General features: G+C 69.1%; 17 protein-coding genes. 7 read left to right on the plus strand and 10 right to left on the minus strand.

Annotated features, from left to right (window positions below; genetic code table 11):
- Nucleotides 1-10 precede the first annotated feature (10 nt).
- Genes QO207_RS21895 through tagH form a run of 10 tightly spaced genes read right to left on the minus strand, consistent with a single transcriptional unit; the run spans nucleotide 11 to nucleotide 14,658 of the window.
- On the minus strand, nucleotides 11-1,210 hold the full coding sequence (locus QO207_RS21895) for an FtsX-like permease family protein (RefSeq protein WP_301534395.1): 1,200 nt from the start codon (nucleotides 1,208-1,210) through the stop codon (nucleotides 11-13).
- Nucleotides 1,210-1,926 (minus strand): ABC transporter ATP-binding protein, encoded by a 717-nt coding sequence (locus QO207_RS21900; protein WP_301534414.1) that lies wholly within the window; start codon nucleotides 1,924-1,926, stop codon nucleotides 1,210-1,212. Before QO207_RS21900 ends, QO207_RS21895 begins: the two co-directional genes overlap by 1 nt.
- 2 nt (nucleotides 1,927-1,928) lie before the next feature.
- Nucleotides 1,929-5,051: a serine/threonine-protein kinase gene (locus QO207_RS21905; protein ID WP_301534396.1), complete on the minus strand. Its 3,123-nt coding sequence runs from the start codon at nucleotides 5,049-5,051 to the stop codon at nucleotides 1,929-1,931.
- On the minus strand, nucleotides 5,042-5,779 hold the full coding sequence (locus tag QO207_RS21910; RefSeq protein ID WP_301534397.1) for a PP2C family serine/threonine-protein phosphatase: 738 nt from the start codon (nucleotides 5,777-5,779) through the stop codon (nucleotides 5,042-5,044). Before QO207_RS21910 ends, QO207_RS21905 begins: the two co-directional genes overlap by 10 nt.
- The gene (gene tagF / locus QO207_RS21915) at nucleotides 5,779-6,429 is read right to left on the minus strand and encodes a type VI secretion system-associated protein TagF (RefSeq protein ID WP_301534398.1); all 651 of its coding nucleotides are present in this window, start codon (nucleotides 6,427-6,429) and stop codon (nucleotides 5,779-5,781) included. Before tagF ends, QO207_RS21910 begins: the two co-directional genes overlap by 1 nt.
- On the minus strand, nucleotides 6,426-9,932 hold the full coding sequence (tssM, locus tag QO207_RS21920) for a type VI secretion system membrane subunit TssM (RefSeq protein WP_301534399.1): 3,507 nt from the start codon (nucleotides 9,930-9,932) through the stop codon (nucleotides 6,426-6,428). Before tssM ends, tagF begins: the two co-directional genes overlap by 4 nt.
- On the minus strand, nucleotides 9,929-11,260 hold the full coding sequence (locus tag QO207_RS21925) for a DotU family type VI secretion system protein (RefSeq protein ID WP_301534400.1): 1,332 nt from the start codon (nucleotides 11,258-11,260) through the stop codon (nucleotides 9,929-9,931). Before QO207_RS21925 ends, tssM begins: the two co-directional genes overlap by 4 nt.
- Nucleotides 11,261-11,263: 3 nt before the next feature.
- The gene (gene tssK, locus QO207_RS21930; protein WP_301534401.1) at nucleotides 11,264-12,598 is read right to left on the minus strand and encodes a type VI secretion system baseplate subunit TssK; all 1,335 of its coding nucleotides are present in this window, start codon (nucleotides 12,596-12,598) and stop codon (nucleotides 11,264-11,266) included.
- 11 nt (nucleotides 12,599-12,609) lie between these two features.
- The gene (gene tssJ, locus QO207_RS21935) at nucleotides 12,610-13,113 is read right to left on the minus strand and encodes a type VI secretion system lipoprotein TssJ (RefSeq protein ID WP_301534402.1); all 504 of its coding nucleotides are present in this window, start codon (nucleotides 13,111-13,113) and stop codon (nucleotides 12,610-12,612) included.
- Nucleotides 13,114-13,158: 45 nt separating this feature from the next.
- Entirely contained in the window at nucleotides 13,159-14,658 is a 1,500-nt protein-coding gene (tagH, locus tag QO207_RS21940; protein WP_301534403.1) for a type VI secretion system-associated FHA domain protein TagH, read from the minus strand.
- A 384-nt stretch (nucleotides 14,659-15,042) separates the two neighbouring features.
- Here tagH and tssA point away from each other — a divergent pair, with 384 nt between their 5' ends.
- From tssA to tssG, 7 genes are all read left to right on the plus strand, one after another.
- Nucleotides 15,043-16,074 (plus strand): type VI secretion system protein TssA, encoded by a 1,032-nt coding sequence (tssA, locus tag QO207_RS21945; protein ID WP_301534404.1) that lies wholly within the window; start codon nucleotides 15,043-15,045, stop codon nucleotides 16,072-16,074.
- A gap of 85 nt (nucleotides 16,075-16,159) precedes the next feature.
- Complete coding sequence (gene tssB, locus QO207_RS21950; protein ID WP_301534405.1) at nucleotides 16,160-16,678, plus strand: type VI secretion system contractile sheath small subunit; 519 nt, start codon at nucleotides 16,160-16,162, stop codon at nucleotides 16,676-16,678.
- A 15-nt stretch (nucleotides 16,679-16,693) separates the two neighbouring features.
- Nucleotides 16,694-18,187 carry a type VI secretion system contractile sheath large subunit gene (tssC, locus tag QO207_RS21955; RefSeq protein WP_301534406.1) on the plus strand — a complete coding sequence of 498 codons (1,494 nt, stop codon included), beginning with the start codon at nucleotides 16,694-16,696 and terminating at the stop codon, nucleotides 18,185-18,187.
- A 91-nt stretch (nucleotides 18,188-18,278) separates the two neighbouring features.
- Nucleotides 18,279-18,767, plus strand: a complete 489-nt coding sequence (locus tag QO207_RS21960) for a type VI secretion system tube protein Hcp (RefSeq protein ID WP_301534407.1) — start codon at nucleotides 18,279-18,281, stop codon at nucleotides 18,765-18,767.
- A 96-nt stretch (nucleotides 18,768-18,863) separates the two neighbouring features.
- Nucleotides 18,864-19,379, plus strand: a complete 516-nt coding sequence (gene tssE / locus QO207_RS21965; RefSeq protein ID WP_301534408.1) for a type VI secretion system baseplate subunit TssE — start codon at nucleotides 18,864-18,866, stop codon at nucleotides 19,377-19,379.
- Complete coding sequence (gene tssF, locus QO207_RS21970) at nucleotides 19,376-21,235, plus strand: type VI secretion system baseplate subunit TssF (protein ID WP_301534409.1); 1,860 nt, start codon at nucleotides 19,376-19,378, stop codon at nucleotides 21,233-21,235. Before tssE ends, tssF begins: the two co-directional genes overlap by 4 nt.
- On the plus strand, nucleotides 21,199-21,875 hold a 677-nt coding region (gene tssG / locus QO207_RS21975; RefSeq protein WP_301534410.1), incomplete at its 3' end, for a type VI secretion system baseplate subunit TssG. The genes tssF and tssG, both read left to right, overlap by 37 nt.

Here is a 21,875-nt window from a genome sequence, read left to right on the forward strand (position 1 = left end):
TCGGCGCCACTCAGACATCACGGACTCCTTGCGCAGCATCGATACGACAGACCCGCCAGCCGCCCAGCAGCGCCGCCAGCAGGCTGGCCGCGAGCACCGCGAGGACGGCGACGAGGTAATGGGTGGGCAGCAGCTGCGCGGCGTGCTCGCCCGGCTGCGCCACGAACAGGCGGTTCAGCCCGCCCTGGGCCAGGCGGTACAGCGCGGCCGCCAGCAGCGCGGCGAAGGCCGAGCTGTACAACGCCTGCAGCACTACGAAGGCGAGCAGCGCCGAGGTGCCGAAGCCGACCAGGCGCAGCACCGCCAGCTCGCGGCGCTTGCGTTGCACCGCCGCCAGCGCGCCCGCGCAGATCGCGGCAAAGGCGCCGGCCAGGGCCAGCGCGGCGATCAGCCAGAACACCAGGGTCAGGTTGCGCGACAGCGACTGCACGCGTTCGATGGCAGCAGCCTGGGTGAACACCTCCACGCCCTGCCCGGCGAAATAGCGCCGCAGCGGCTCGACGTCGTCAAGCCCACGGGCATACAGGCGGAACGCCGGGTAGATGCGCTGCGCCCGCTCCCCAGGGGCTTCGCCCGGCCAGCCGAAGGCGTCCACCGCGAGGCCGTCGCGGAAGTCCTCGGCGGCTTCCAGCAGACCCGGTGCGGCAAACAGCGCATCGCGACCAAAAGCCTCCAGCGGCAACACGCCAAGCACCCGCAGGCTGAGCGCCCGCGAGCTGTCGCGGCCGGCGTTCTGCCGGGTCAGCAGTGCCTGCAGCGAGTCGCCAGCGCGCACGCCAAGCTTCTCCGCCGCCGTCTGGCTGAGCAGCACGTCCTGCAGGTCGTTTGGTACCGGCAGGCCGCCGAGCAGCGGATCGCCAACCGCGGTGGGGATCATCTCGGCGGTCAGCGCCTCGCGGCCGGGCAGCGACAGCTGCACGCTGGCGGCGATCTGCCGGGTACGCGGCACGGCGAAGGCCACGTCCGGGCGCGCGGCCAGCGCGGCGACATAGGCGGCGTCGAAACGCGCGCCGCCCAGGGGGATGATCTCGCGCACGCCGGCATCCCGTTGCAGGCGCTCGGTGAGGCTGCCGACCAGGCCGAACTTCAGGCCGAACAGCACCAGCAGCGGCGCCAGCACCGCCACCAGCGCGAGCACCGCGCAGGCGGACAGGCGCCAGTCATTGCGGTAGTCCTGCCAGGCCAGGCTGGCGACCAGGGGCAGGCGCATCAGGCGTGCTCCTCCAGGGTCGCGCAGACGCCGCCGTCGGCTTCGCGCCGGCAATCCAGGCGCAGGATGCGCAGCCCGGCCTCGCGCGCGGCGGCCTCGTCGTGGGTGGCGATCACGCAGCAGGCCTGCTGCTCGCGCACCTGTTCGAGGAACAGCGCGAGCACCTGGCGGGCGTTGAGCGGGTCCAGCGCGGCGGTCGGCTCGTCGGCCAGCAGCAGCGCCGGGCGATGGGCCAGGGCGCGGGCACAGCCGACGCGCTGGCGCTGGCCGACCGACAGCTCGGCGGGCTTCTTCTCCAGCTGATCGCGAATGCCCAGGCGTTCGGCCAGGCGCTCGACGCTGCCGTCGTCGGCCAGGCCGAGCAGGCGCCGCGACAGTTCTATATTGGCGCGCACGCTGAGGTAACCGAGTAGCCCGCCGGTCTGCAGCACGTAGCCGCAATGGCGGCTGCGCAGCTCGGCCAGGGCGCTGCGGCGGCCGCCGCGCCAGAGTGCGGGAATGCCGAACACCGCGTTGCCGGCACGCCAGTCGAAACGCTCCGCCTGCTGCGGCTCCGCCACCAGGGCGAGCAGGTCGAGCAGCGTGCTCTTGCCGCTGCCGCTGGCGCCCACCAGCGCCAGGCGCTGACCGGCAGCCAGGTCCAGGCACGGTACGTCCAGGCGGAAGCGCTGCGCGCCCTGCCCGCGGACACTGCTGACCCCACGCAGGCTGAGCAGGCTCATGGCAGCGTCGCCAGCGGCACACGGTACAGCGCGTCGCCCGGTTCGGCAGCGCCGAAGCGGACCCAGTTGGCCGTGTCGTTGTGGAAGGTTTCGTAGAGGCGGATCTTCGATTCCAGCTCGTCGATGAAGTCCTGCTGCTCAGCCACCGACAGCGACAGCCAGAGGTCCTGGGTCATGCCCAGCACCTTGCTGCGGTACGGCAGGCCTTCGAGGTACTCGCCGAGCAGGCCGCCCTTGGCCAGGTTGCCGCCCTGGCGCAGGGCGGAAGGGTCGCGACTCATGTAGGCGCTGGCGCTGGCGATTTCCTGGAAGAAGTCGCGCGGCGAGGTCTGCGTCTTGCGCGCCGCATCGACGATCAGCTTGAGCGACTGCTGCAGTTCGTTGAGCTGCAGGCGGGTGAGCAGCACGCAGACCTGGAAGGCCGGCAGCGCCGGGTTGCTCAGGTCGCGGTCGGCGGTCCAGGCGCTGACCAGCTGCGGGCTCTGCGCCTGGGTCTTGCGWCCGAGGAAGTCCATGTGCATGGCGTAGCCGATGGCCGCCGACTTCTGCGCCAGGCTCGGCGCGCTGGTCAGCTCGGGGGCGGCGCTGGGCGCGTTGCCGCGCACCTGGTGGACGAGGTCGGCGAAGACCGTGCCGATCTCGTCCAGGCGCTGGCCGAAGCGCTGCACGTCGCCACCGGGAACCGGCACGTAGAGGTCGCCGATGCGCGGGTTGGCGTCGCTGGTCAGGGTGCGGTATTGCTGCTCGGCGGCGGAGTGGTTCTTTGCCCCGGCCGGGGTCAGCAGGTGCAGCGCATAGAGGTGAATCTGCTTGTTCAGCGCGGCCTGGCGGACCTCGGCCTCGTTCATCCGCGTCGAGCTGTAGGGGTCGCTCTTGCGCAGCGCGCCGGCATCGCTGACCACCAGCACCACGCGGCCGCCGTAGCCGCTCCAGTCCATGCCATCCACCGCCTGCATGATGCCGGCGAAGGCGTCCTCGTTGAACGAATGGCTGGACACCGTGGTGGCCTTGATCTGCCCGGCCAGTTGCAGGAAGCGCGCGGGGTCGCGGCCTTCCTGCAGCGGGATCAGGGTCTTGCTCAGGTACTCCAGCCCCGGCGTCTTCTGCGTGTTGTTGCGGAAGCCCACCAGGCCGAAGCTGACGCTGTCCAGCTCGCCACGCTCGGCGAGCTTGCCCTGCAGGCTCTGCACCACGTCGCGAATCTGGTCGATGTAGGGCTGCATGGACACCGAGGTATCCACCACCAGCACGATGCCGGTGCGGAACGAATCGGTGGCAGCGGCCTTCAGCGGCTTGCCCGCCACCGTGCTGGCGGCCTGGCTGCCGGGGTCGATGGAGGCGACCTTGAGCATCTGCACGATCTGCCCGTTGTCATCCATGCTCTCGCGCGAATCGAAGATCGGCAGCAGGTAGAAACGCTCCTGGGCGACCGCGCTGGCGGCCGGTTCCAGGGCCAGCACCTGGCTGTTGTCGGCGGCATTGGCCTGGGCCTTCTGCAGCAGCGTGCGGGCGGCCTTGGGATCGGCGATCAACTGTTCCAGCAGGCTGTCCTGGCGCAGGAACATCACCGGCGCGCGGCCGGAGCGTTCGGTGAACTTGAGCACCAGGCTCTGCTTCCAGTCGGCGCCTTCGCTGGCCGCCAGCCAGCCCAGCGCGCGGCCGTCGCTGGCGGTGCTGACCTGCAGCCAGTCCTGGCCGGCGACATTGCGCCGGGCATAGACGTAGAGCACCGAGAACGCCGGCAGCGGCTGTACGGCGCCCTGCCCCGGCTCGCTGTGCAGCTGCGCGCCGGGCTTGGCCAACACGCGCTGGTAGAGAGTCTTCTTGCCGGGGATCAGCAGCGGGTGTTCGCCGGCCACCGAGTCGTCGCCCGCCTTGGCCTGGGTCGGCAGGCCGGCGGTCTGCGGCTTGTCGCTGGCCAGCGCCTGGCTCGGAGCCTGAACCGGCGCCTTGTCCTGCGTGTCCTTGTGGTCGACAACGACCGGCGCCTTGGCCGGACGGCCGAGCCACCAGTAGCCGGCACCACCGACACCCAGTGCCGCCGCGACGGCCACGGCGAGCAGCGCCAGCACCGGGCCTTTGCGCTGGCCCGACGACGCTGGCCCGGAGGCTGGCTGCGGCTTGCGTGCGCCGGCAGCCGGCGGCGGCGTGACCGGGGGCAGCGGCGGTTTTGCCGGCGGCGCCGCCTGGGGAATATCAATGGACACCGCCTGCAAACCGCCCAGTTCGGTGGGTGTCGGCTTGGCCAGCGGTGCCGGGTATGACGGCAGCGTCGTCACCGGCAGCGGCAACGGCAACGGGCGCACCACGGTGGCGTCCGGGTCCTGGGCGGACAGCGCGTCGAGGGCGGCGAGCAGTTCGGCGGCGTTGCCGAAGCGCTCGTTCGGCTCCTTCGCCAGCAGGCGCTGCAGCAGCCCCTGGTAGCGCCCGTGGTGCAGCGGCAGTTCCGGCAGCGGCTGGGTCAGGTGCGCCAGCGCCGTGGACAGCGCGTCGGTGCCCATGTACGGCAGCTCGCCGACGAGGATTTCATAGAGCACCACGCCCAGCGAATAGAGGTCGGCGCGGCCGTCGATGTCCATCCCGCGCGCCTGCTCGGGGCTCATGTAATTGGGCGTGCCGACGGCAAAGCCGGCCTGGGTGAACTGGGTGCGGTCATCCAGCGACTTGGCGATGCCGAAGTCCGAGAGCACTGCGGTGCCGTCGGCGCGGAACAGGATGTTGGCCGGCTTCACATCGCGGTGAATCAGCCCCTGGGCGTGGGCATAGCCCAGCGCCGAGGCGATCTGGCGGATGTAGGCCAGCCCCTGCTCGGGGCTCAACCCGGCGGCGATGCGCTCGCGCAGGGTGCCGTTGGGCAGGTACTCCATGGCCATGTAGTACTGCTCGCCGGCATTGCCGATGTCGTGCACGGTGACGATGTGCGGGTGCGACAGCCGCGCCAGGGTCTTGCCCTCGCGCAGGAAGCGCTCGCAGAACGAGGCGTCGGCGGCCAGCGCCGGGGCCATGATCTTCAGCGCCACCTTGCGTTCCAGCGAGCGCTGCACGGCCAGGTAGACGGTGGCCATGGCGCCCTCGCCGATCACGCTGTCGATGTCGAATCCGGGAATCTTCAGGTCCATGACGAGGGTTCGCTTGCCTTGATGACGATGGCGGTGATGTTGTCGGGAGCGCCGCGGGTCAGGCCCAGGTGCACCAGGCTGCGGACCACCTGGTAGGGGTCGGCGTGGCCGAGCACGTCGCGGATTTCATGGTCCTCGGCGGTCCGGGTGAGGCCGTCGCTGCACAGCAGCCAGGTGTCGCCGGGGAGGATGTCCAGTTGCAGCGCGGAGAGTTCCAGCTGGTCCTGCACGCCGATGGCGCGGGTGACGATGTTCGCCCTGGGGTGCACGCGCGCCTCGGCCTCGCTGAGCAGGCCGCTGTCCTGCAGCTCCTGCACGTAGCTGTGGTCGCGGGACACCGCGCTCAGCTCGCCGTCGCGCAGGCGGTACAGGCGGCTGTCGCCGGCCCACAGGCACAGGCCACGGTCCTCGCGCACGGCCATCAGCACCACGGTACTGCCCATGATGCTGACGCCGCGCACGCGGGTTTCCTCGCGCACCGCGTCGTTCACCTGGGCCAGGCCGCGGCGCAGAATCTCGTCGTAGTCTTCCAGCGAATCGGGCGGCGCAATGCGCCGCAGGCTGTCGACGATCAGGCTGCTGACGTAGTCGCCGGCAGCGTGGCCGCCCATGCCGTCGGCGACCACCCAGAGGCCGTCCTCGGGACGATCCAGGTAGGCGTCTTCGTTGATCTGGCGCACCAGGCCGACATGGCTGTGCGCCGCCGAGCGATAGAACAGCGGCAGCATCAGCACAGCGCCTCCCGACCCAGCAGGCAGGCGCCGAAGCGCTCGGCGGCGGGCAACCCGGCGCAGCGCAGCAGGCCCGCGGCGACCTGCTCGGAACCCTGGCCCCACCAGAGGCTGGCGCCTGCGCAGGCGAGCTCGGCCAACGCGGTGGTGCGCGCCGCTGCATCCAGTGCGGCCACGCGCTGCACGCCAATGGTCGACTCGCACGCGGCAGGCGCCTGTTCCGGCAAGGCCGGCAACGCCTGGACCGCTGCCTCGAAGGCGTCGAAACCGGCGCCCTCCTCCAGGCTCGCCAGCAGCGTCGCCTCGATGGCTTCGAACCAGCCATCGGCCGCCTGTACCGCCGCCAGCGCCTGGCCGGCGGGCAGCACGCTGGCGACCGTCAGCGGGAAATAACGGCCCACGCGATCAATGCTCGGCATCAGCACGCCGGCCACCGCCGCTTCGCCACACACACCCGGCGCGAGCAGGAAGCGCCACAGCGGGCTGACCAGGTAGGCCTGCAGCCACGCCTCGCCCAGTTGCCGCTGGCTGGCCTGCAGGCTGGCGGCGAGCCAGGCGTCCCAGCCCTGCTGGAAGCCAGCGGGCAGGTCGCGCCCGACGAAGTCACCGCGGCTGGCGATCTTGCCGTAGAAACCCACTGCCGTCATAGCCGCTCCGGCAGGCTGAAGCCGGCAACCGCGCGGCTCTTGAAGGGATTGAAGGCGCTGTTGGCGCGCAGCTCGTAGGCGATGCTGGCGCTGTCCACGCGCAGGCGCAGGTTGAAGCGATCCGGCGAGCCGCCGCCGACCAGCTCGGACTGGTCGAGCAGGCGGAACCACGCCCAGGGGCCTTCCACGGTCAGCGCCGAGCGCCCGCCATTGGCCGGCGGCGACACCGACAGGCGCACCGCGCCGATGCTGTTGGGGTTGGGCCACTGCATGGCCACCGGCCGGCTCGGGCCGTGGTCGTAGCTCAGCTGCTGGCCGTCGAGGTCGAGGAGGAACTGGCTGACCGAGGCGTCCATGGTCACCGGCTTCAACTCGAAGCGCACGCTGGGCTGCAGGCCGCCGCTGCGGAAGTACACGTCGCGGATCAGCGCGGCGCGCTGGAAGGTCTGCAGCACGCCCGGCGCGATGCCCAGCTTCTGCGCCGCGCCCGGCTGCCAGCGCCAGGTGCTGGCGGAGGTGTCGACGTAGGGTTGCAGGTACTTGCGGAAGTAGCTGTCCATCACCCCGCCGACACCGAAGAACTGGCCGAAGTCGTCCAGGGTGGCGTCGCGGGAGCTGCCCGGTACCAGCGGATAGCGACCGCTGAGGGACTGCCGCCAGACGTTCACCACCTCCGCCGACCAGGCCGCGTTGAGCTGGCTGCGCACACCGCCCATCATGCTGTTGGTGGTCGAGCTGACCACCGACTTGACCAGCCCCTGGACCACCGGCGGCTGGCGCTCGGCGGCCAGGCTGACGCGCGCAGCGGCAGCGCTGGCCTGGTTCTTGGCTTCGCCCAGCAGCGCATCGCCGCTGGCGCCGACCATGGCGCTGACCTGCACGTAGAGCGCATTCATGTCCGCCAGCAGCGCATCCAGCGCCATCGGCGAGCCGCCCTCCTGGCTGACCAGCCCGGCGAGCTCGGCGAAGTGCGCGCTGACCGGGTCCTGCCCCGTCGACTGCGCTACCGCGCCCGCCGTTTCCGGCGCCTGGCCGAGCAGAGAACCGAGCTTCTGCTTGAGCTGGTCGACGCCCGCGTCGGCCTTCTTCACCTGCGCCGTCAGCGCCGGGTCGGCCTGTTGCAGGTCGGTCTCGTGGGCCACCGCCACCAGCAGCTTCTTCAGCGGCGAGGTCGGCCCGGAGATCACCCGCAGCACGTCGGCGGCCTGGGCCACGCTGGTGATGGGCACGAAGTCGATGTCGGCGAGCAGCGCATCCCACTGCCGCACGTAGTCCTGGAAGTACAGCTGGCGCACCTCGGCGGCCAGCGCCAGGGCGTCCTGGGCATCGTTCAGTTCGCGGCCGAGCACCCACTGTTCCTCGGCCAGCACACCGGCCTGGTTGACGCTGGCCAGCAGGAAGGCCTCGCGGTAACCGCGCAGGGTGAAGAAGCCGCTCAGCGGATCAGCCAGCGGCTTGCCGCTCTTGCGCACGAAGACCAGCGCGGCATCACGGCCGGCGGCGTCGCTGAGGCGGAAGTCGCTGACACCTTCGGGCAGCTTCTGGCGCTTGACCCGGTCGTAGACGCGCTGCGCCACCGGCAGGCGTTGCAGTTGCTGGCGCAGGTCGTCGATCAGGCGCTGGTCCAGGCGTGCGTCCGGCGGGCGGCGTTCGAACAGCGCCTGCAGGTGCGTGTTCAGCGACAGGCGCTGCTCGGCCGGCAGGTCGCGCGGCAGGCTCTGGTCCCAGTCCAGGCCGATCCAGGCCTTGAGGAAGTCCGGGTCGTAGTGCGAACCGTCGCCGAGCATCAGGTAGGCCTTGAGCCCTTCGTAGAGATAGTCCGAGCCGCCGCCACTGCGCAGCTGCTCCTCGATGCGGCTGACCAGGCGCGGGGCGAAGGTCGCCACCAGCAGGCGGCGGTAAACGTTCCCGGCCTCCTCGTCGAGCATGTCGCCCTGGTACAGGCCCAGGCCCTCGGCCATCCCCGGCGGGTCGCCGGCCAGCGTGCGTACCGCGTCGAGCAGCGGCAGCACCGCCAGCACGTCGCGCTGGGCCGGGCTCAGGCTGCGCACGCTCTGGTCCAGCGGCGCGGTCTTTTCTCCAACCTGGGCGATGTACGCCTGGTTGGCGCGGAAGCTCAGCAGCCACAGTGTGCCCACCACCAGCACCAGCGCCACGCTGGCGGCCAGTGCGCCGATGGCCAGCCACTTGCGCCGCCGCTCGACCTTCGGGTCGACGCCGACCAGGCCGCGCTCGGCGAACGCGACATCGGTGAACAGGCGATGGATGAAGTAGCTACGGCCAGTGCCGTTCTGCCGCGCCAGGTGCTGGCGGTCGAGGTTCATGCTCTGCGCCATGGCGCCGATCAGGCGGTCGATAGGGCTGCCTTCCTGGGTGCCGCTGGTGAAGTACACGCCGCGCAGCAGCGGGCGCTCTTCATAGGCATTGGGCTTGAACACGCCGCCGAGGAACTCGCCGAGCATCGCCTTGAGCGCGGCGAACTGCTGCGGGAAGCCGTAGATCAGGTCGCGCCGCGCCGGGTCGCGTTCCTGTTGCAGGCGCTCGACCAGCCGCTGGTTGAGACGCTGTTCGAGGGCGGCGAATTCGCCGGCGAAATTCTCCAGCGGGCCGCCGGCCTGCTGGCCGTCGTCGAGGGCGAAGGTGAAGCCCCAGACCTGGGCGCGGGCCTCGCGGTCGAGGTCGTCGAAGAACTCCATGAAGCCGGGCACCAGGTCGCACTTGGTGAGCATCACGTAGACCGGGAAGCGCACGCCCAGCTGGCTGTACAGCTCCTGCACCCGCGCGCGGATCGCCACCACGTGGGCCGCCCGCTCCGCCTCGCTGGCCTGCAGCAGGTCGGCCAGGCTGATGGCGATGAAGGCGCCATCGATGGGCCTGCGCGCACGCTCGGTCTTGAGCAGGTCGAGGAAGCCCAGCCAGGCGGCCTTGTCGACCTGCGCGTGGCTGTCCTGGGTGGTGTAGCGGCCGGCGGTATCCAGCAGCACGGCCTCGTCGGTGAACCACCAGTCGCAGTGCCGGGTGCCACCGACGCCACGAATGGCGCCGGCGCCCAGTTGCGCGGCGAGAGGGAAGTTCAGCCCGGAATTCACCAGCGCGGTGGTCTTGCCCGAACCCGGCGGGCCGATGATCACGTACCACGGCAGCTGGTACAGGTTGCGCCGTTCCTCGCCGCCCAGGCGTGCCTTCTTCAGCAGCACCAGGGCCTCGTCCATGCGCTGGCGCAGGGTCGCCAGCTCCTCGGCGGTGGCCACGCTGGCGGCATCCGGCGGAGTCTCGGCGGCGAGGCTGGCGAGCATCCGCCGTTCCTGCCGGCGCGCCTGCAGCAGGCGCCAGGCGCGCCAGCCGAGCCACAGGGCGAACAGCAGGACGATCAGCGCCCAGCGCCGCCATTCCGGCACCAGCGCACTGAGCAGCGGGCCGATGAACCAGATGATCAGGCTCAGGGCGATCAGCCCGAGCACGGGAATCACCCAGCGGGTGACGAATCCGAACAACGACTTCACTCCACGCCCTMCGCCAGCACGGTGATTTCAACCCGACGGTTCTTCGCCCGCCCGTCAGCGGTGGCGTTGGAAGCCACCGGCTCGGTGTCGCTGAGGCCTTCGGCGCTGAAGCGCTCGGCCTGGCCGGTGCGTGCGGCGAGCATCTGCAGTACCTCTTCGGCGCGTGCCCGCGACAGTGCCCAGTTGGACGGGAAACGCAGGGTGGCGATGGGACGGTTGTCGCTGTGACCGGTGATGCGCACCTGGCCGCGGATCTTGCCGACGGCGTCGGCGATGCGCCCCAGCAGCGGCTGGAAGTCGTCCTTGATGCTGGCGCTGCCGGAGGCGAACAGCTCGTCGCCACGGATGGTCACCACCGAGCGGTCGACGCCGTCCTGCACCGCCACGCGGTTGGCGCGGATGTCGTCGGCGAGGAAGGTCGCCAGGCGCGGACGCTCGACCACCCGCGGCTTGACCACCGCCGGCTCGATGCTCTGCACCGGCACTTCGCCCAGGGCGTGAATCTGCCGGAACACCGGCTCGGCGTCGGCGGCCAGCTTCATCCGCAGGCCGAACAGCAGCAGCAACAGCAGCGCCAGCGCCACGGCCAGGCCGACCCACGGCGGCACCAGGCGCGACAGGCGATCGGGCATCACGCTGACGCCGCGCCAGTGCGGCGACAGCTCGCGCTCGCGTTCACCGCGCACGCTGCGCAAGGTCGCGGCGGTGCGTTCGCGCAGCGCTTCGAGCTGGCTGCGGCCGTCGTGCATCACCCGGTAGCGGCCTTCGAAGCCCAGGCTCATGCACAGGTACAGCAGCTCCAGCAGGTCGAGGCGTTCGCGCGGGCTCTGCAGGCAGTGTTCGAGCAGCTGGAAGACCTTCTCGCCGCCCCAGGCTTCGTTGTGCACGGTGATCAGCAAACTCTGTTTGCCCCACTCGCTGGCACTGCCCCAGGGCGTGCTGAGCACGGCTTCGTCCAGCGCGGTGCACAGCGCGTAGCGCGCCAGCAGTACTTCGTTGCGCGGCACGCCGGCGGCTTCCGCGCGTTGTTCGAACTGACGCAGGTAGCCCAGCAGTTGAGCGCGCAGGCTGGCCGGCGCCGGGTGCGCCAGGGTGCTGCGCAGGCGAGTGAGCAGGCTCAGCAGCGAGCCGGCGGCCTGCTCCAGCGGGTTCATGCCCTGGGCTTGGCCGGCCGGCAGCGGCGCAGCAGCTACCGGCAGCGGCGCGGCCGGGGCTTCGGCAGCCGGCTGCGGAGCGCGGCCACCGGGGCGCGGCATGAACTGGGTGCGGTCGTTGCCCAGCGGGTTGGGGCTGGCGTTACTGCTCGGCCAATCGTCGTTGACGCTCATCGCTTATCCCCGGATCGCCCAGAAGGCCAGGTTCAGGCCGGGGAATTCACCGGCGACGTGGAAGGCGAAGCCACCGGACTGCGCCAGCTGCTTCCAGTGCTCGCTGCCACGGTCCAGCTCGTAGTAGGTGGAGCCGGCGTGGAACGGAATCTGCCGCGGCGCCACCGGCAACGGCAGCAGGCCGATGCCCGGCAGCTGCAGGTTGACCAGGTCGCGGATGTGCTCCACCGAGCCGATCTTGCTCTGCTGGCCGAAGCGCCCGCGCAGGGTCTCGGCGGGCATGTCGGCGCGCACCACGAGGACGAAGCTGGCGTTGTCCAGCAGGCTGCGGTCGGCGAGCATGCCGACGTGGATGCCGTAGGCCTTCTCGACGATGGGGATCGGTACTGCCTTGCTGTCGATGAGCATCGACAGCGCCTCGCGCAGGGCCTGCATCAGCGGGGTGAAGCTAGTGACCAGGTCGTCGTGCTGGTACACCGGGAACGCCGCCGGGCGCCGCTCGGCGCTGGAGAAGGTGGCGAACTCGCCGGCCAGGGCGAGCAGCTCGCTGTACAGCCGCTCCGGGTGCAGCGGGCTGATCCGCGCCAGGTGCGCCACCAGCGGCTCGGCGCGGTTGACCAGCTGCAGCAGCATGAAGTCGGCGATCTCCGAGGCGCCGCCGGCGCTGGAGGCCACCACCCGCCCGGCGAGGGCTTCGCCGCGCTGGTGCAGCAGGCCCAGTAGTTCGCTGCGGAACGCCGCCAGCGGCTTGCTCACGCTGACGTCGAGCAGCGGCGGAATGTACTGCTCGTCCAGCACCAGGGAACGGTCGGCGCGCTTCTCGCGCACCCGCACCACCCCCAGGGCGGCGTAATCGTGCAAGCCGTCGGCGGCGGTGAGCAGGCGCAGCGCGCGATCGCCCACAGCCACCGGCACGCGACTTTCGAACGCGGCATTGTCGTCACGCACCTCGCGCACCTGGCTGCGATAGCGCGCGCCACCGGCGTTCTCGCCCGCCTCCACCGTGTCGCGCACGCCAGGGCGGCGCAGCGGCAGGGCCAGGTGGATCACGCCGTCGCGCAGGCCGTCCTCGATCTCCAGCGGTTCGGGGGCGACGTCTTCCTGCGGGATGTTGAACGGCGTGCCGTCGGGCAGCAGGCCGCGTGCCGAGACGATGGCCAGCTTGCCCTGGGCCAGCAGGCCGGGGTCGATCTGCAGTTCGGAGAAACCCCAGCCGGCGGCGGACAGCGGCCGGCTGCGGGAGTCGATGAGGCTTTCCAGGTAGCGGTCGTGCTGCTGGAAATGCTGGGTGCCGATGAACATGCCTTCCGACCAGATCACGCGATTATTCCAGGACATGGGGGCTCCGATTAGCGAGAGTCAGGACGGGAGGGTTGTTCCAGGGCCACCGCGTGCACGGCGTTGGCGCCCAGTTCGATGCGGTAGCTGGCGGCCTGCCCGGCCACCGGTTGCAGCACGCTGCGCCACTGCGCGCGGTCGAGGTCGCGGTAGCCGACCATCAGCGCCAGTTGGCGGGTAGCGGGATCGAGGTGGCGGGTCAGCTCGCGCTGCTCGCCCGGTTGCAGCAGCCATTCGTCCTGGGCGATCAGGTCGTTGCCCAGGACCGTGGCGGCGTGTTCGGCGAGGCTGAAGTAATCGGCGCGTTCGAAGCCGGCAGCGCTGCGCAGCTCCAGCAGGCGCACGCGCACCGGGGCGCTGTAGCCTTCCGGGGTGGGGTTCAAGCGGCTGTCGGCCTGCAGTTGCAGGGTCACGCGGGTGCCCTCCTCGGGCGCCGGCGCGGGGCTGGCGGCATCGCTGGAGCAGCCGTTGCACAGCAGGGCCAAGCCCGCTGCCAGTAAGACCTGTCGAATCATCCTTGTTCCTCGGTAACGCTCTTGTCTCATCCCTGATCGGTCGGCCTAGGGTTGCCGCAGTCGGACGATGTGTTGCTCGTAGGCCCGGCCGAACTCACGTCCGAACAGGTCCTGGAAATCTTCTTCGGCCTCGCGCGACAGCGTCGCGTACAGCTCGACGAACTGCTGCCAGCTCTGCGCCTGGCGCGCGCCGGGCAGCAGGCTGGCAAGCCCGCCGCCCTTGCCCATGCGCGCTTCCAGCGCCTGCGGTTCGAAGCGCGCCAGCAGGTGCTTGATCGCCGCCTCGACGCCGGCCATCACCGCCAGTTGGTGGGCGCGCAGGTCGTTGAAACCATCGCCCACCGCCTGGTCGGCAGCCATGAACGCCGGGCTGCCGCCACGCAGCAGCAGGAGCAGCGCTTCATCGGCATTGGGGGCGAATTTCAGCGGGTTGTTCTCCACCGGGCGCACCAGGGTCTGCTGCATGCGGAACTCGCCCTTGAGACTGCTGCGGGCGCGCAGCACGTCGATCAGCCCCTCGACCATCAGCCGGTAACTACGACCGATGGACTCCATCTGCGCGGCGGCCTGCTGTGGGTCCAGGCGCAGGCGTTCGAGCCCGGCACCGCGCAGGAAGGCTTGCAGCAGTTCATCGGAGGGTGCGGGCTCTACGGCGCGGGGCGGCTGCGGCGGTGCTTCGCGGGGCGCTGCGAGCTGTTCGCGGGGCGCTGCCGGCACCTCGGTTGTCGGTGCGACTGCCGGCTGCAACGGTTCGGGCATAGGCACGGGCATGGGCGTGGACTGCACGCTGAGCGCTGCCGGGGGCTCGACCGGGGCGAACGGATTGGCTGTGGCGAACGGATCGACGGCCGGCGGCGTGTCGCCGAGCAGGTCCCAGTCCGCCGGAATCAGCCCGGCGCCAGCGCTCGGCGGAGCAATTTCGGGGGTGACGACGCTGGGCATGGCCGGCGGTGGCGGCAGGGTCGGCGCCGGCGGTCGGAAGTCGTGGCGCTCGGCCGGAACATGGTCGGAAACCGGCGCCGGGGCCGGCGTTGTCGGGGCGAGAAAATCGAACAGATCGGGCAGGGTTTCCTGCGGCGAAACGCCTTGCAGATGTGCCGAAGCCGAGGGGCTGAATGGCGTTTCCGCGATCGCCGCCGGGCCGTTCTGATGGGCGGCCATCAGCGCTTCGAAACTGTTCGCCGACTCTGCCGCGACGAACGGCGAAGAGCCCTGGCCCAGAGCACTTTCGATGCGCGCCTGAATCTCGTAATCACCGATGCGGATAACTTCGCCATCTTCCAGAAGTTCACTGCTGCCACGGCGCATGCGAACTCCGGCGTGGACTAGCTCGACGCCGTTAGTGCTGTTGTCGGTGAGGTAGTAGCGCCCGTCCTTATATTGAACGAGGCAATGTCGCGAAGAGACCAGCCGTGCAGGATCAGGCAATACCCAATCATTGTCGGAGTTACGGCCAATTGCCATCACTCCACTTTCCAGTGTCATCTCGGGGCACTGGCCGGGGGTGATCTTGTGATAACTGGTGATGGTCAAACGCAGCGCCATGTCGCCTCCCTGCCTGCTCCGCCTTCCGTCGTCCATCCACGGACAACGCAACCCCCACGGGGGTTCAACACTTTTTTCCTACAAGCGTGAACCCGTGATTCTGAAGGGCAAACGGCGGAAACCGCGCGATCTTATCCTTCGTCCTGTGACCGTCAAGCACGTATCGCCGAAGAACTTTCCGACTCTTTGGCGTCGATCACAACTGCACTAACTCGTAAATAGCTTACCTTGACAAAAGCAACTACTGAACAAAAAATGGCGACTTCATCGCAAATATGTGATGGCTCAGTGATATTAAGCTGAGGGCAACTTCCGACAGAAGTAATTTGGAAACTTCTGAGGAATTTGTCGGTCAAGTCCACGACGATAGGGAGATCGATTACTGTGGATGGATCGTTATTGCTCGCCTCGATTTCGGACAATTCGCCCTGTGGCGACGACCTCGAATACGACAGCGAATTCCTGCAACTGGAACGTGATGCCCAGGGGCGCCCCGAGCGCAGCATGGGCGACGTGGTGCAGGCCGCCGAGCCGCCGGACTGGCGTGCGATCGAGCAGGCCAGCAGCGCCCTGTTGCAGCGCAGCAAAGACCTGCGCATCACCCATTTCCTAGTGCAGAGCAGCCTCGCGCTGGAAGGCCTCGAAGGCCTTGCGGCACGCCTGACGCTGGTCAGCGAACTGCTCTCGCGCTACTGGGCCGAACTCTATCCGCGCCTGGATGCCGACGACGACAACGACCCCACCGTACGGGTCAACACCCTCGCCGGCCTCACCTGCGAAACCAACCTCGCCCTGCTGCGCAATGCCGTGCTGCTGCGCTCCCGCGTATTCGGCACGGTGACCCTGCGCGCCGCGCTCAACGCCGCCGGCCTGCTGCCGTCCGCCGATGAAACCCTCGGCGCCGACGAACTGCACGGCGCCCTGCAGGACAGCGACCCCGAACTGCTCGCCGCCACCCGCGCCGCCATCAGCGCTGCGCTGGAGGCTGCCCAGGCCATCGAACGCCAGGTCGCCGAACAGGTCGGCTCCAACCGTGGCGTCGACCTGCAGCCCCTGCGCCAGCCGCTGAAGCTGGCCCTGCAGGTGCTCGGCGAAAGCGCCCCGGCCAATGCCGACAGCGCCACTGCCCAGATGCACAGCGAATCCGTGGCCGACGACACCGACAGCGGCACTGCCGTTGGTGTTGCCGCGCCCCGCAGCAACGGTGAAATCCGCAATCGCGACGATGTGCGCCGCAGCCTCGACCGGCTGCTGGAGTACTACGCCCGCCACGAACCGTCCAGCCCCTTGCCGGTGCTGCTCAATCGTGCGCGGACGCTGGTCGATGCGGATTTCGCCAGCATCGTGCGCAACCTGATTCCCGATGGCATCAGCCAGTTCGAAAACCTGCGCGGCCCCGACGCGGACCAGGCCTGACGGCCAGGGAAACGGGATCACGCTACATCGATGAAGGCCCGCGGGCCGACACGCAGCGTCGCGTCAGGCGACCAGGAGAGAAGCCATGTCCAGCAACAGCAGTTCCCAGAAATTCATTGCGCGCAATCGCGCCCCGCGGGTGCAGATCGAGTACGACGTCGAGCTTTACGGCGCCGAGAAGAAGGTCCAGCTGCCGTTCGTCATGGGCGTGATGGCCGACCTCACCGGCAAGCCCGCCGAGCCCCTGGCGCCGGTGGCCGAGCGCAAGTTCCTGGAGGTCGACGTCGACAACTTCGACTCGCGCCTCAAGGCCATGAAGCCGCGCGTGGCGTTCAACGTACCCAACGAGCTGACCGGTGAAGGCAACCTGAGCGTCGACATCACCTTCCAGAGCATGGACGACTTCAGCCCGGCCGCCGTGGCGCGCCAGGTCGACTCGCTCAAGCAGCTGCTGGAAGCGCGTACCCAGCTGGCCAACCTGCTGACCTACATGGACGGCAAGACCGGCGCCGAGGACATCATCATGAAGGCCATCTCCGACCCTGCCCTGCTGCAGGCCCTGGCCAGCGCGCCGAAACCCCAGGACAACGAGCCCCAGGCCTGATCAGAGGAAGATCCCATGAGCGAGATGTTGCGTGATGGCCAGGCCATCGAAGCGGCCGGCGAGCAGACCAGCGAGTTCGCCAGCCTGCTGATGCAGGAATTCAAACCCAAGACCGAACGTGCCCGCGAAGCGGTGGAAACCGCCGTGCGCACCCTGGCCGAGCAGGCCCTGGCGCAGACCAACCTGATCTCCAACGATGCGATCAAGTCCATCGAGTCGATCATTGCCGCCATCGATGCCAAGCTCACCGCCCAGGTCAACCAGATCATCCACCACCAGGACTTCCAGCAGGTGGAAAGCGCCTGGCGCGGCCTGCACTACCTGGTGAACAACACCGAGAGCGACGAGCAGCTGAAGATCCGCGTGCTCAACATCGCCAAGCCCGAGCTGCACAAGACCCTGAAGAAATTCAAGGGCACCGCCTGGGACCAGAGCCCGGTGTTCAAGAAGCTCTACGAAGAGGAATACGGCCAGTTCGGCGGCGAGCCCTACGGCTGCCTGGTGGGCGACTACTACTTCGACCAGTCGCCGCCGGACGTCGAGCTGCTCGGCGAGCTGTCCAAGGTCTGCGCGGCGATGCACGCGCCGTTCATCTCCGCCGCCTCGCCCACCGTGCTGGGCATGGGCTCCTGGCAGGAGCTGTCCAACCCGCGTGACCTCACCAAGATCTTCACCACCCCCGAATACGCCGGCTGGCGCTCGCTGCGCGAGTCCGAGGATTCGCGCTACATCGGCCTGACCATGCCGCGCTTCCTGGCACGCCAGCCGTACGGTGCGAAGACCGATCCGGTGGAAGCCTTCGCCTTCGAAGAGAACACCGACGGCGCCGACAGCAGCAAGTACACCTGGGCCAACGCCGCCTACGCCATGGCGGTGAACATCAACCGCTCGTTCAAGCACTACGGCTGGTGCTCGCGCATCCGTGGCGTGGAATCCGGCGGTGAAGTGCCGAACCTGCCGGCGCACACCTTCCCCACCGACGACGGTGGCGTGGACATGAAGTGCCCGACCGAGATCGCCATTTCCGACCGCCGCGAGGCGGAGCTGGCGAAGAACGGCTTCATGCCGCTGCTGCACAAGAAGAACACCGACTTCGCCGCCTTCATCGGCGCGCAGTCCCTGCAGAAGCCGGCCGAGTACGACGACCCGGACGCCACCGCCAACGCCAACCTGGCCGCGCGCCTGCCGTACCTGTTCGCCACCTGCCGCTTCGCGCATTACCTCAAGTGCATCGTTCGCGACAAGATCGGCTCCTTCAAGGAGAAGGACGAAATGCAGCGCTGGCTGCAGGACTGGATCCTGAACTATGTCGACGGCGACCCGGCGCACTCCACCGAGACCACCAAGGCCCAGCACCCGCTGGCCGCCGCGGAAGTCGTGGTCGAGGAAGTCGAGGGCAACCCCGGCTACTACAACTCGAAATTCTTCCTGCGTCCGCACTACCAGCTCGAAGGGCTGACAGTGTCGCTGCGGCTGGTTTCCAAACTGCCGTCGGCCAAGGGCGCCTGATCGGGCGCGACGCGGGCGATGCCCAGCGGCGCCATCGGACTGGCGCCGTCCCTGACACCTTCAAATCGGTCACTGCACCACAGGAGAGAACATGGCTGTCGATATCTTCATCAAGATCGGCGACATCAAGGGCGAGTCGATGGACAAGACTCACAAGGACGAGATCGACGTACTGAACTGGAGCTGGGGCATGACCCAGTCCGGCAACATGCACGTCGGCGGTGGCGGTGGCGCAGGCAAGGTCACTATCCAGGACCTGACCCTGACCAAGTACGTCGACAAATCCACCCCGAACCTGATGATGAACTGCTCCAGCGGCAAGCACATCGACAAGGCGGTGCTGACGGTGCGCAAGGCCGGCGGCGACAACCAGGTCGAGTACCTCATCATCACCCTGGAAGAAGTGCTGGTCACCTCCATGCACACCGGCGGCTCGGGCGGCGATGACCGCATCACCGAGACCATCTCGCTGAACTTCGGCCAGGTCGCGGTCGACTACCAGCCGCAGAAAGTCGATGGCGGCAAGGATGGCGGCCCGATCAAGTACGGCTGGAACATCCGCCAGAACGTCAAGAAGTAAGCCTGCACGCCCCCGCCGCCCAGCGGCCGGGGGCCTGCCTGCGGGCACCGGGGCCGCAAGGCCCCTCCTCCCGCCTCTGCATACAGGACCCCTGTGTTGGTAGCCGACCTGACTTCCCGCGAGCGCCTGCAGCCATCGCTGCTCGACCGCCTCACCGATGACGCCCCCGGCAACCTCCAGGAAGCGCCGGACCGGCGCGTGTTTTCGCACAGCCAGTTGCGCGCCGCGGTACTGCGCGACCTTGCCTGGCTGCTCAATTCCACGGCGTTGCTCGACCCCGAGCGCAGCCAGCAGACCGCCGCCGGCACCTCGGTGCTGAACTACGGCCTGCCGCCGCTGGCCGGCAACAGTGCATCGAGCATCGACGTCGCGGCCCTGGAGGCACTGATCCACCAGGCCATCGCCACCTTCGAGCCGCGCATCCTGCGCCACACCCTGCGGGTGCGCGCACACAGGGCTGCCGGCGAGATGAATCACAACGCCCTGAGCTTCGAGATCGAGGGCGATCTCTGGGCCCAGCCCGTGCCGCTGCCCCTGTTGCTGCGCACCGAGATGGACCTGGAATCCGGGCATGTTTCCGTGGTGCCCGCCGAGCAGCGGAGGCGCTCATGAACCCGCGTCTGCTGGAGCTGTACAACCAGGAGTTGCAACACATTCGCGAGGGTGCCGCGGAGTTCGCCCGCGACTACCCGAAGATCGCCAGCCGCCTCAGCCTCGCCGGCATGGAATGCGCCGACCCCTACGTCGAGCGCCTGCTCGAAGGCTTCGCCTGGCTGACCGCGCGGGTGCAGCTCAAGCTCGACGCCGAGTACCCGACCTTCACCCACAACCTGCTGGAAGTCGCCTACCCGCACTACCTCGCGCCGACCCCGTCGATGTGCGTGGTACAGATGCAGACCAACCCCGACGACGGCTCGCTGGACAGCGGCTTCCGCCTGCCACGCCACAGCGTGCTGCGCGCGCCGCTGGGCAAGGAAGGCCAGACGCCCTGCGAATTCCGCACCGCCCACGAGGTGACCCTGTGGCCGCTGCGCGTGGCCCAGGCCGAGTACATCGCCAACCCGGCCGCCGAACTCGGCCGCCTGGCCGCCGCCGAACCACGCGCCAAGGCCGCCCTGCGCCTGACCCTGCGCAGCGGCACGGAAGTGCCGTTCAACAGCCTGGCGCTGGAGAACCTGCCKCTCTACCTGAACGGCGTCGACGAAGTGCCGGTGCGCCTCTACGAACAACTGCTGGGCAACGCCTGCGCGGTCTACGCCTGCCAGAGCGGCCGCGACTGGGTCGAACGGCTGCCGGCCGATGCCCTGCGCCCGCGTGGCTTCGACGATGAAGAAGCCGCACTGCCGGTGGTGCCGCAGGCGTTCCAGGGCTACCGCTTGCTGCAGGAATACTTCGCCCTGCCGCAGCGCTACCTGTTCGTCGATATCGCCGGCCTGCAACGCGCGGTGCGCCGCTGCGACGGCGAGGAACTGCAGCTGATCGTACTCTTCGACCGCCTCGACAAGCAGTTGCAGGGCCAAGTCGGCGCCGAGCAGTTCGTGCCCTTCTGCACCCCGGCGATCAACCTGTTCCCCCGGCGCCTGGACCGCATCCACCTGAGCGACCGGGTACACGAACACCACGCCATCGCCGACCGTACCCGGCCGATGGATTTCGAGATTCATTCGCTGACCTCGGTGAGCGGCCACGGCACCGGCGCGGACCAGACCTTCCTGCCCTTCTATGCCGTGCGCGACCCATCGCGCTATGGCCAGGAGAAGGCCTACTACATCCTCCGTCGCGAGCAGCGTGTGCTTTCCAGCGAACAGCGCCGCAGCGGCGCGCGCTCCAGCTACGTCGGCAGCGAGACCTTCATCAGCCTGGTGGACAGCCGCCAGGCGCCCTACCGCCACGACCTGCGCCAGCTCGGCCTCGGCGCGATGTGCAGCAACCGCGACCTGCCGCTGTTCATGAACCCCGGCAGCGGCAGCAGCGACTTCACCCTGGCCGACAGCGCCCCGGTGCAGGCGGTGCGCTGCCTCGCCGGGCCGAGCCGGCCGCGCCCCAGCCGCGCCCACGAGCGCGAGGCCTGGCGGCTGATCAGCCAGCTGTCGCTGAACTACCTGTCGCTGGCCGAGAACGGCCAGGGCGCCGCCGCCCTGCGCGAACTGCTGCGCCTGTACGGCGACAACCAGGACCCGGCCCTGCAACTGCAGATCGAGGGCCTGCGCGAGGTGTCCAGCAAGCCGATCACCCGGCGCCTGCCGATGCCCGGCCCGATCGTCTTCGGCCGCGGCCTGGAGATCACCCTGGAGTTCGACGAGAACGCCTTCCGCGGCAGCGGCGTGTTCCTCCTCGGCTCCGTGTTCGAGCGCTTCCTGGCGCGCTACGTGTCCCTGAACAGCTTCACCGAAACCGTGCTTCGCAGCACCGAACGTGGCGAGATCATGCGATGGAAAGCCCGACCCGGACGTCGTCCGAACCTCTGAGCGCGCTGCAGGCGATGCAGGCCGAGCCCTGGGAGTTCGACTTCTTCCAGGCGCTGCGGCGCATCCAGTGCGAACACCCCGAGCTGCCCCGCCTGGGCCACTCGCGACGGCTGGCGGACGACCCGCTGCGCCTGGGCCAGCAACCCGAAGGCAGCTTCGCGCCCTCGACCCTGGCCGCCGCGCAGGCGCCCGAGGACGGCGCGCCGGGGCGCCTGGAGCAGTTCTTCTTCGGCCTCGGCGGCCCCAACGGCCCGCTGCCGCTGCACATCACCGAGTACGTGCGCGACCGCCAGCGCAACCATGGCGACGACACCAGCAAGCAGTTCTTCGACGTCTTCCACCACCGCCTGCTGAGCCTGTTCTATCGCGCCTGGGCCGAGGCCCGGCCGACCGTGAGCCACGACCGCCCGGACGACGACTACTGGTCCGAACGCCTGGCCGCCTTCAGCGGACGCGGCCAGCCGAGCCTGCGCGGCGTCGGGCTGATCGACGACAACGCCAAGCTGCACTACAGCGGCCACCTGTCCGCACAGACCCGATACCCGGACGGCCTCAAGGCCATCCTGCAGGACTACTTCGGCGTGCCGGTGCGCATCGAGGAATACGTCGGCCAGTGGCTGCAGCTGCCCGAGCGCACACG

Origin of the sequence: Pseudomonas sp. CAN1, assembly GCF_030462585.1 — a bacterium.
Classification (GTDB): Bacteria; Pseudomonadota; Gammaproteobacteria; order Pseudomonadales; family Pseudomonadaceae; genus Pseudomonas.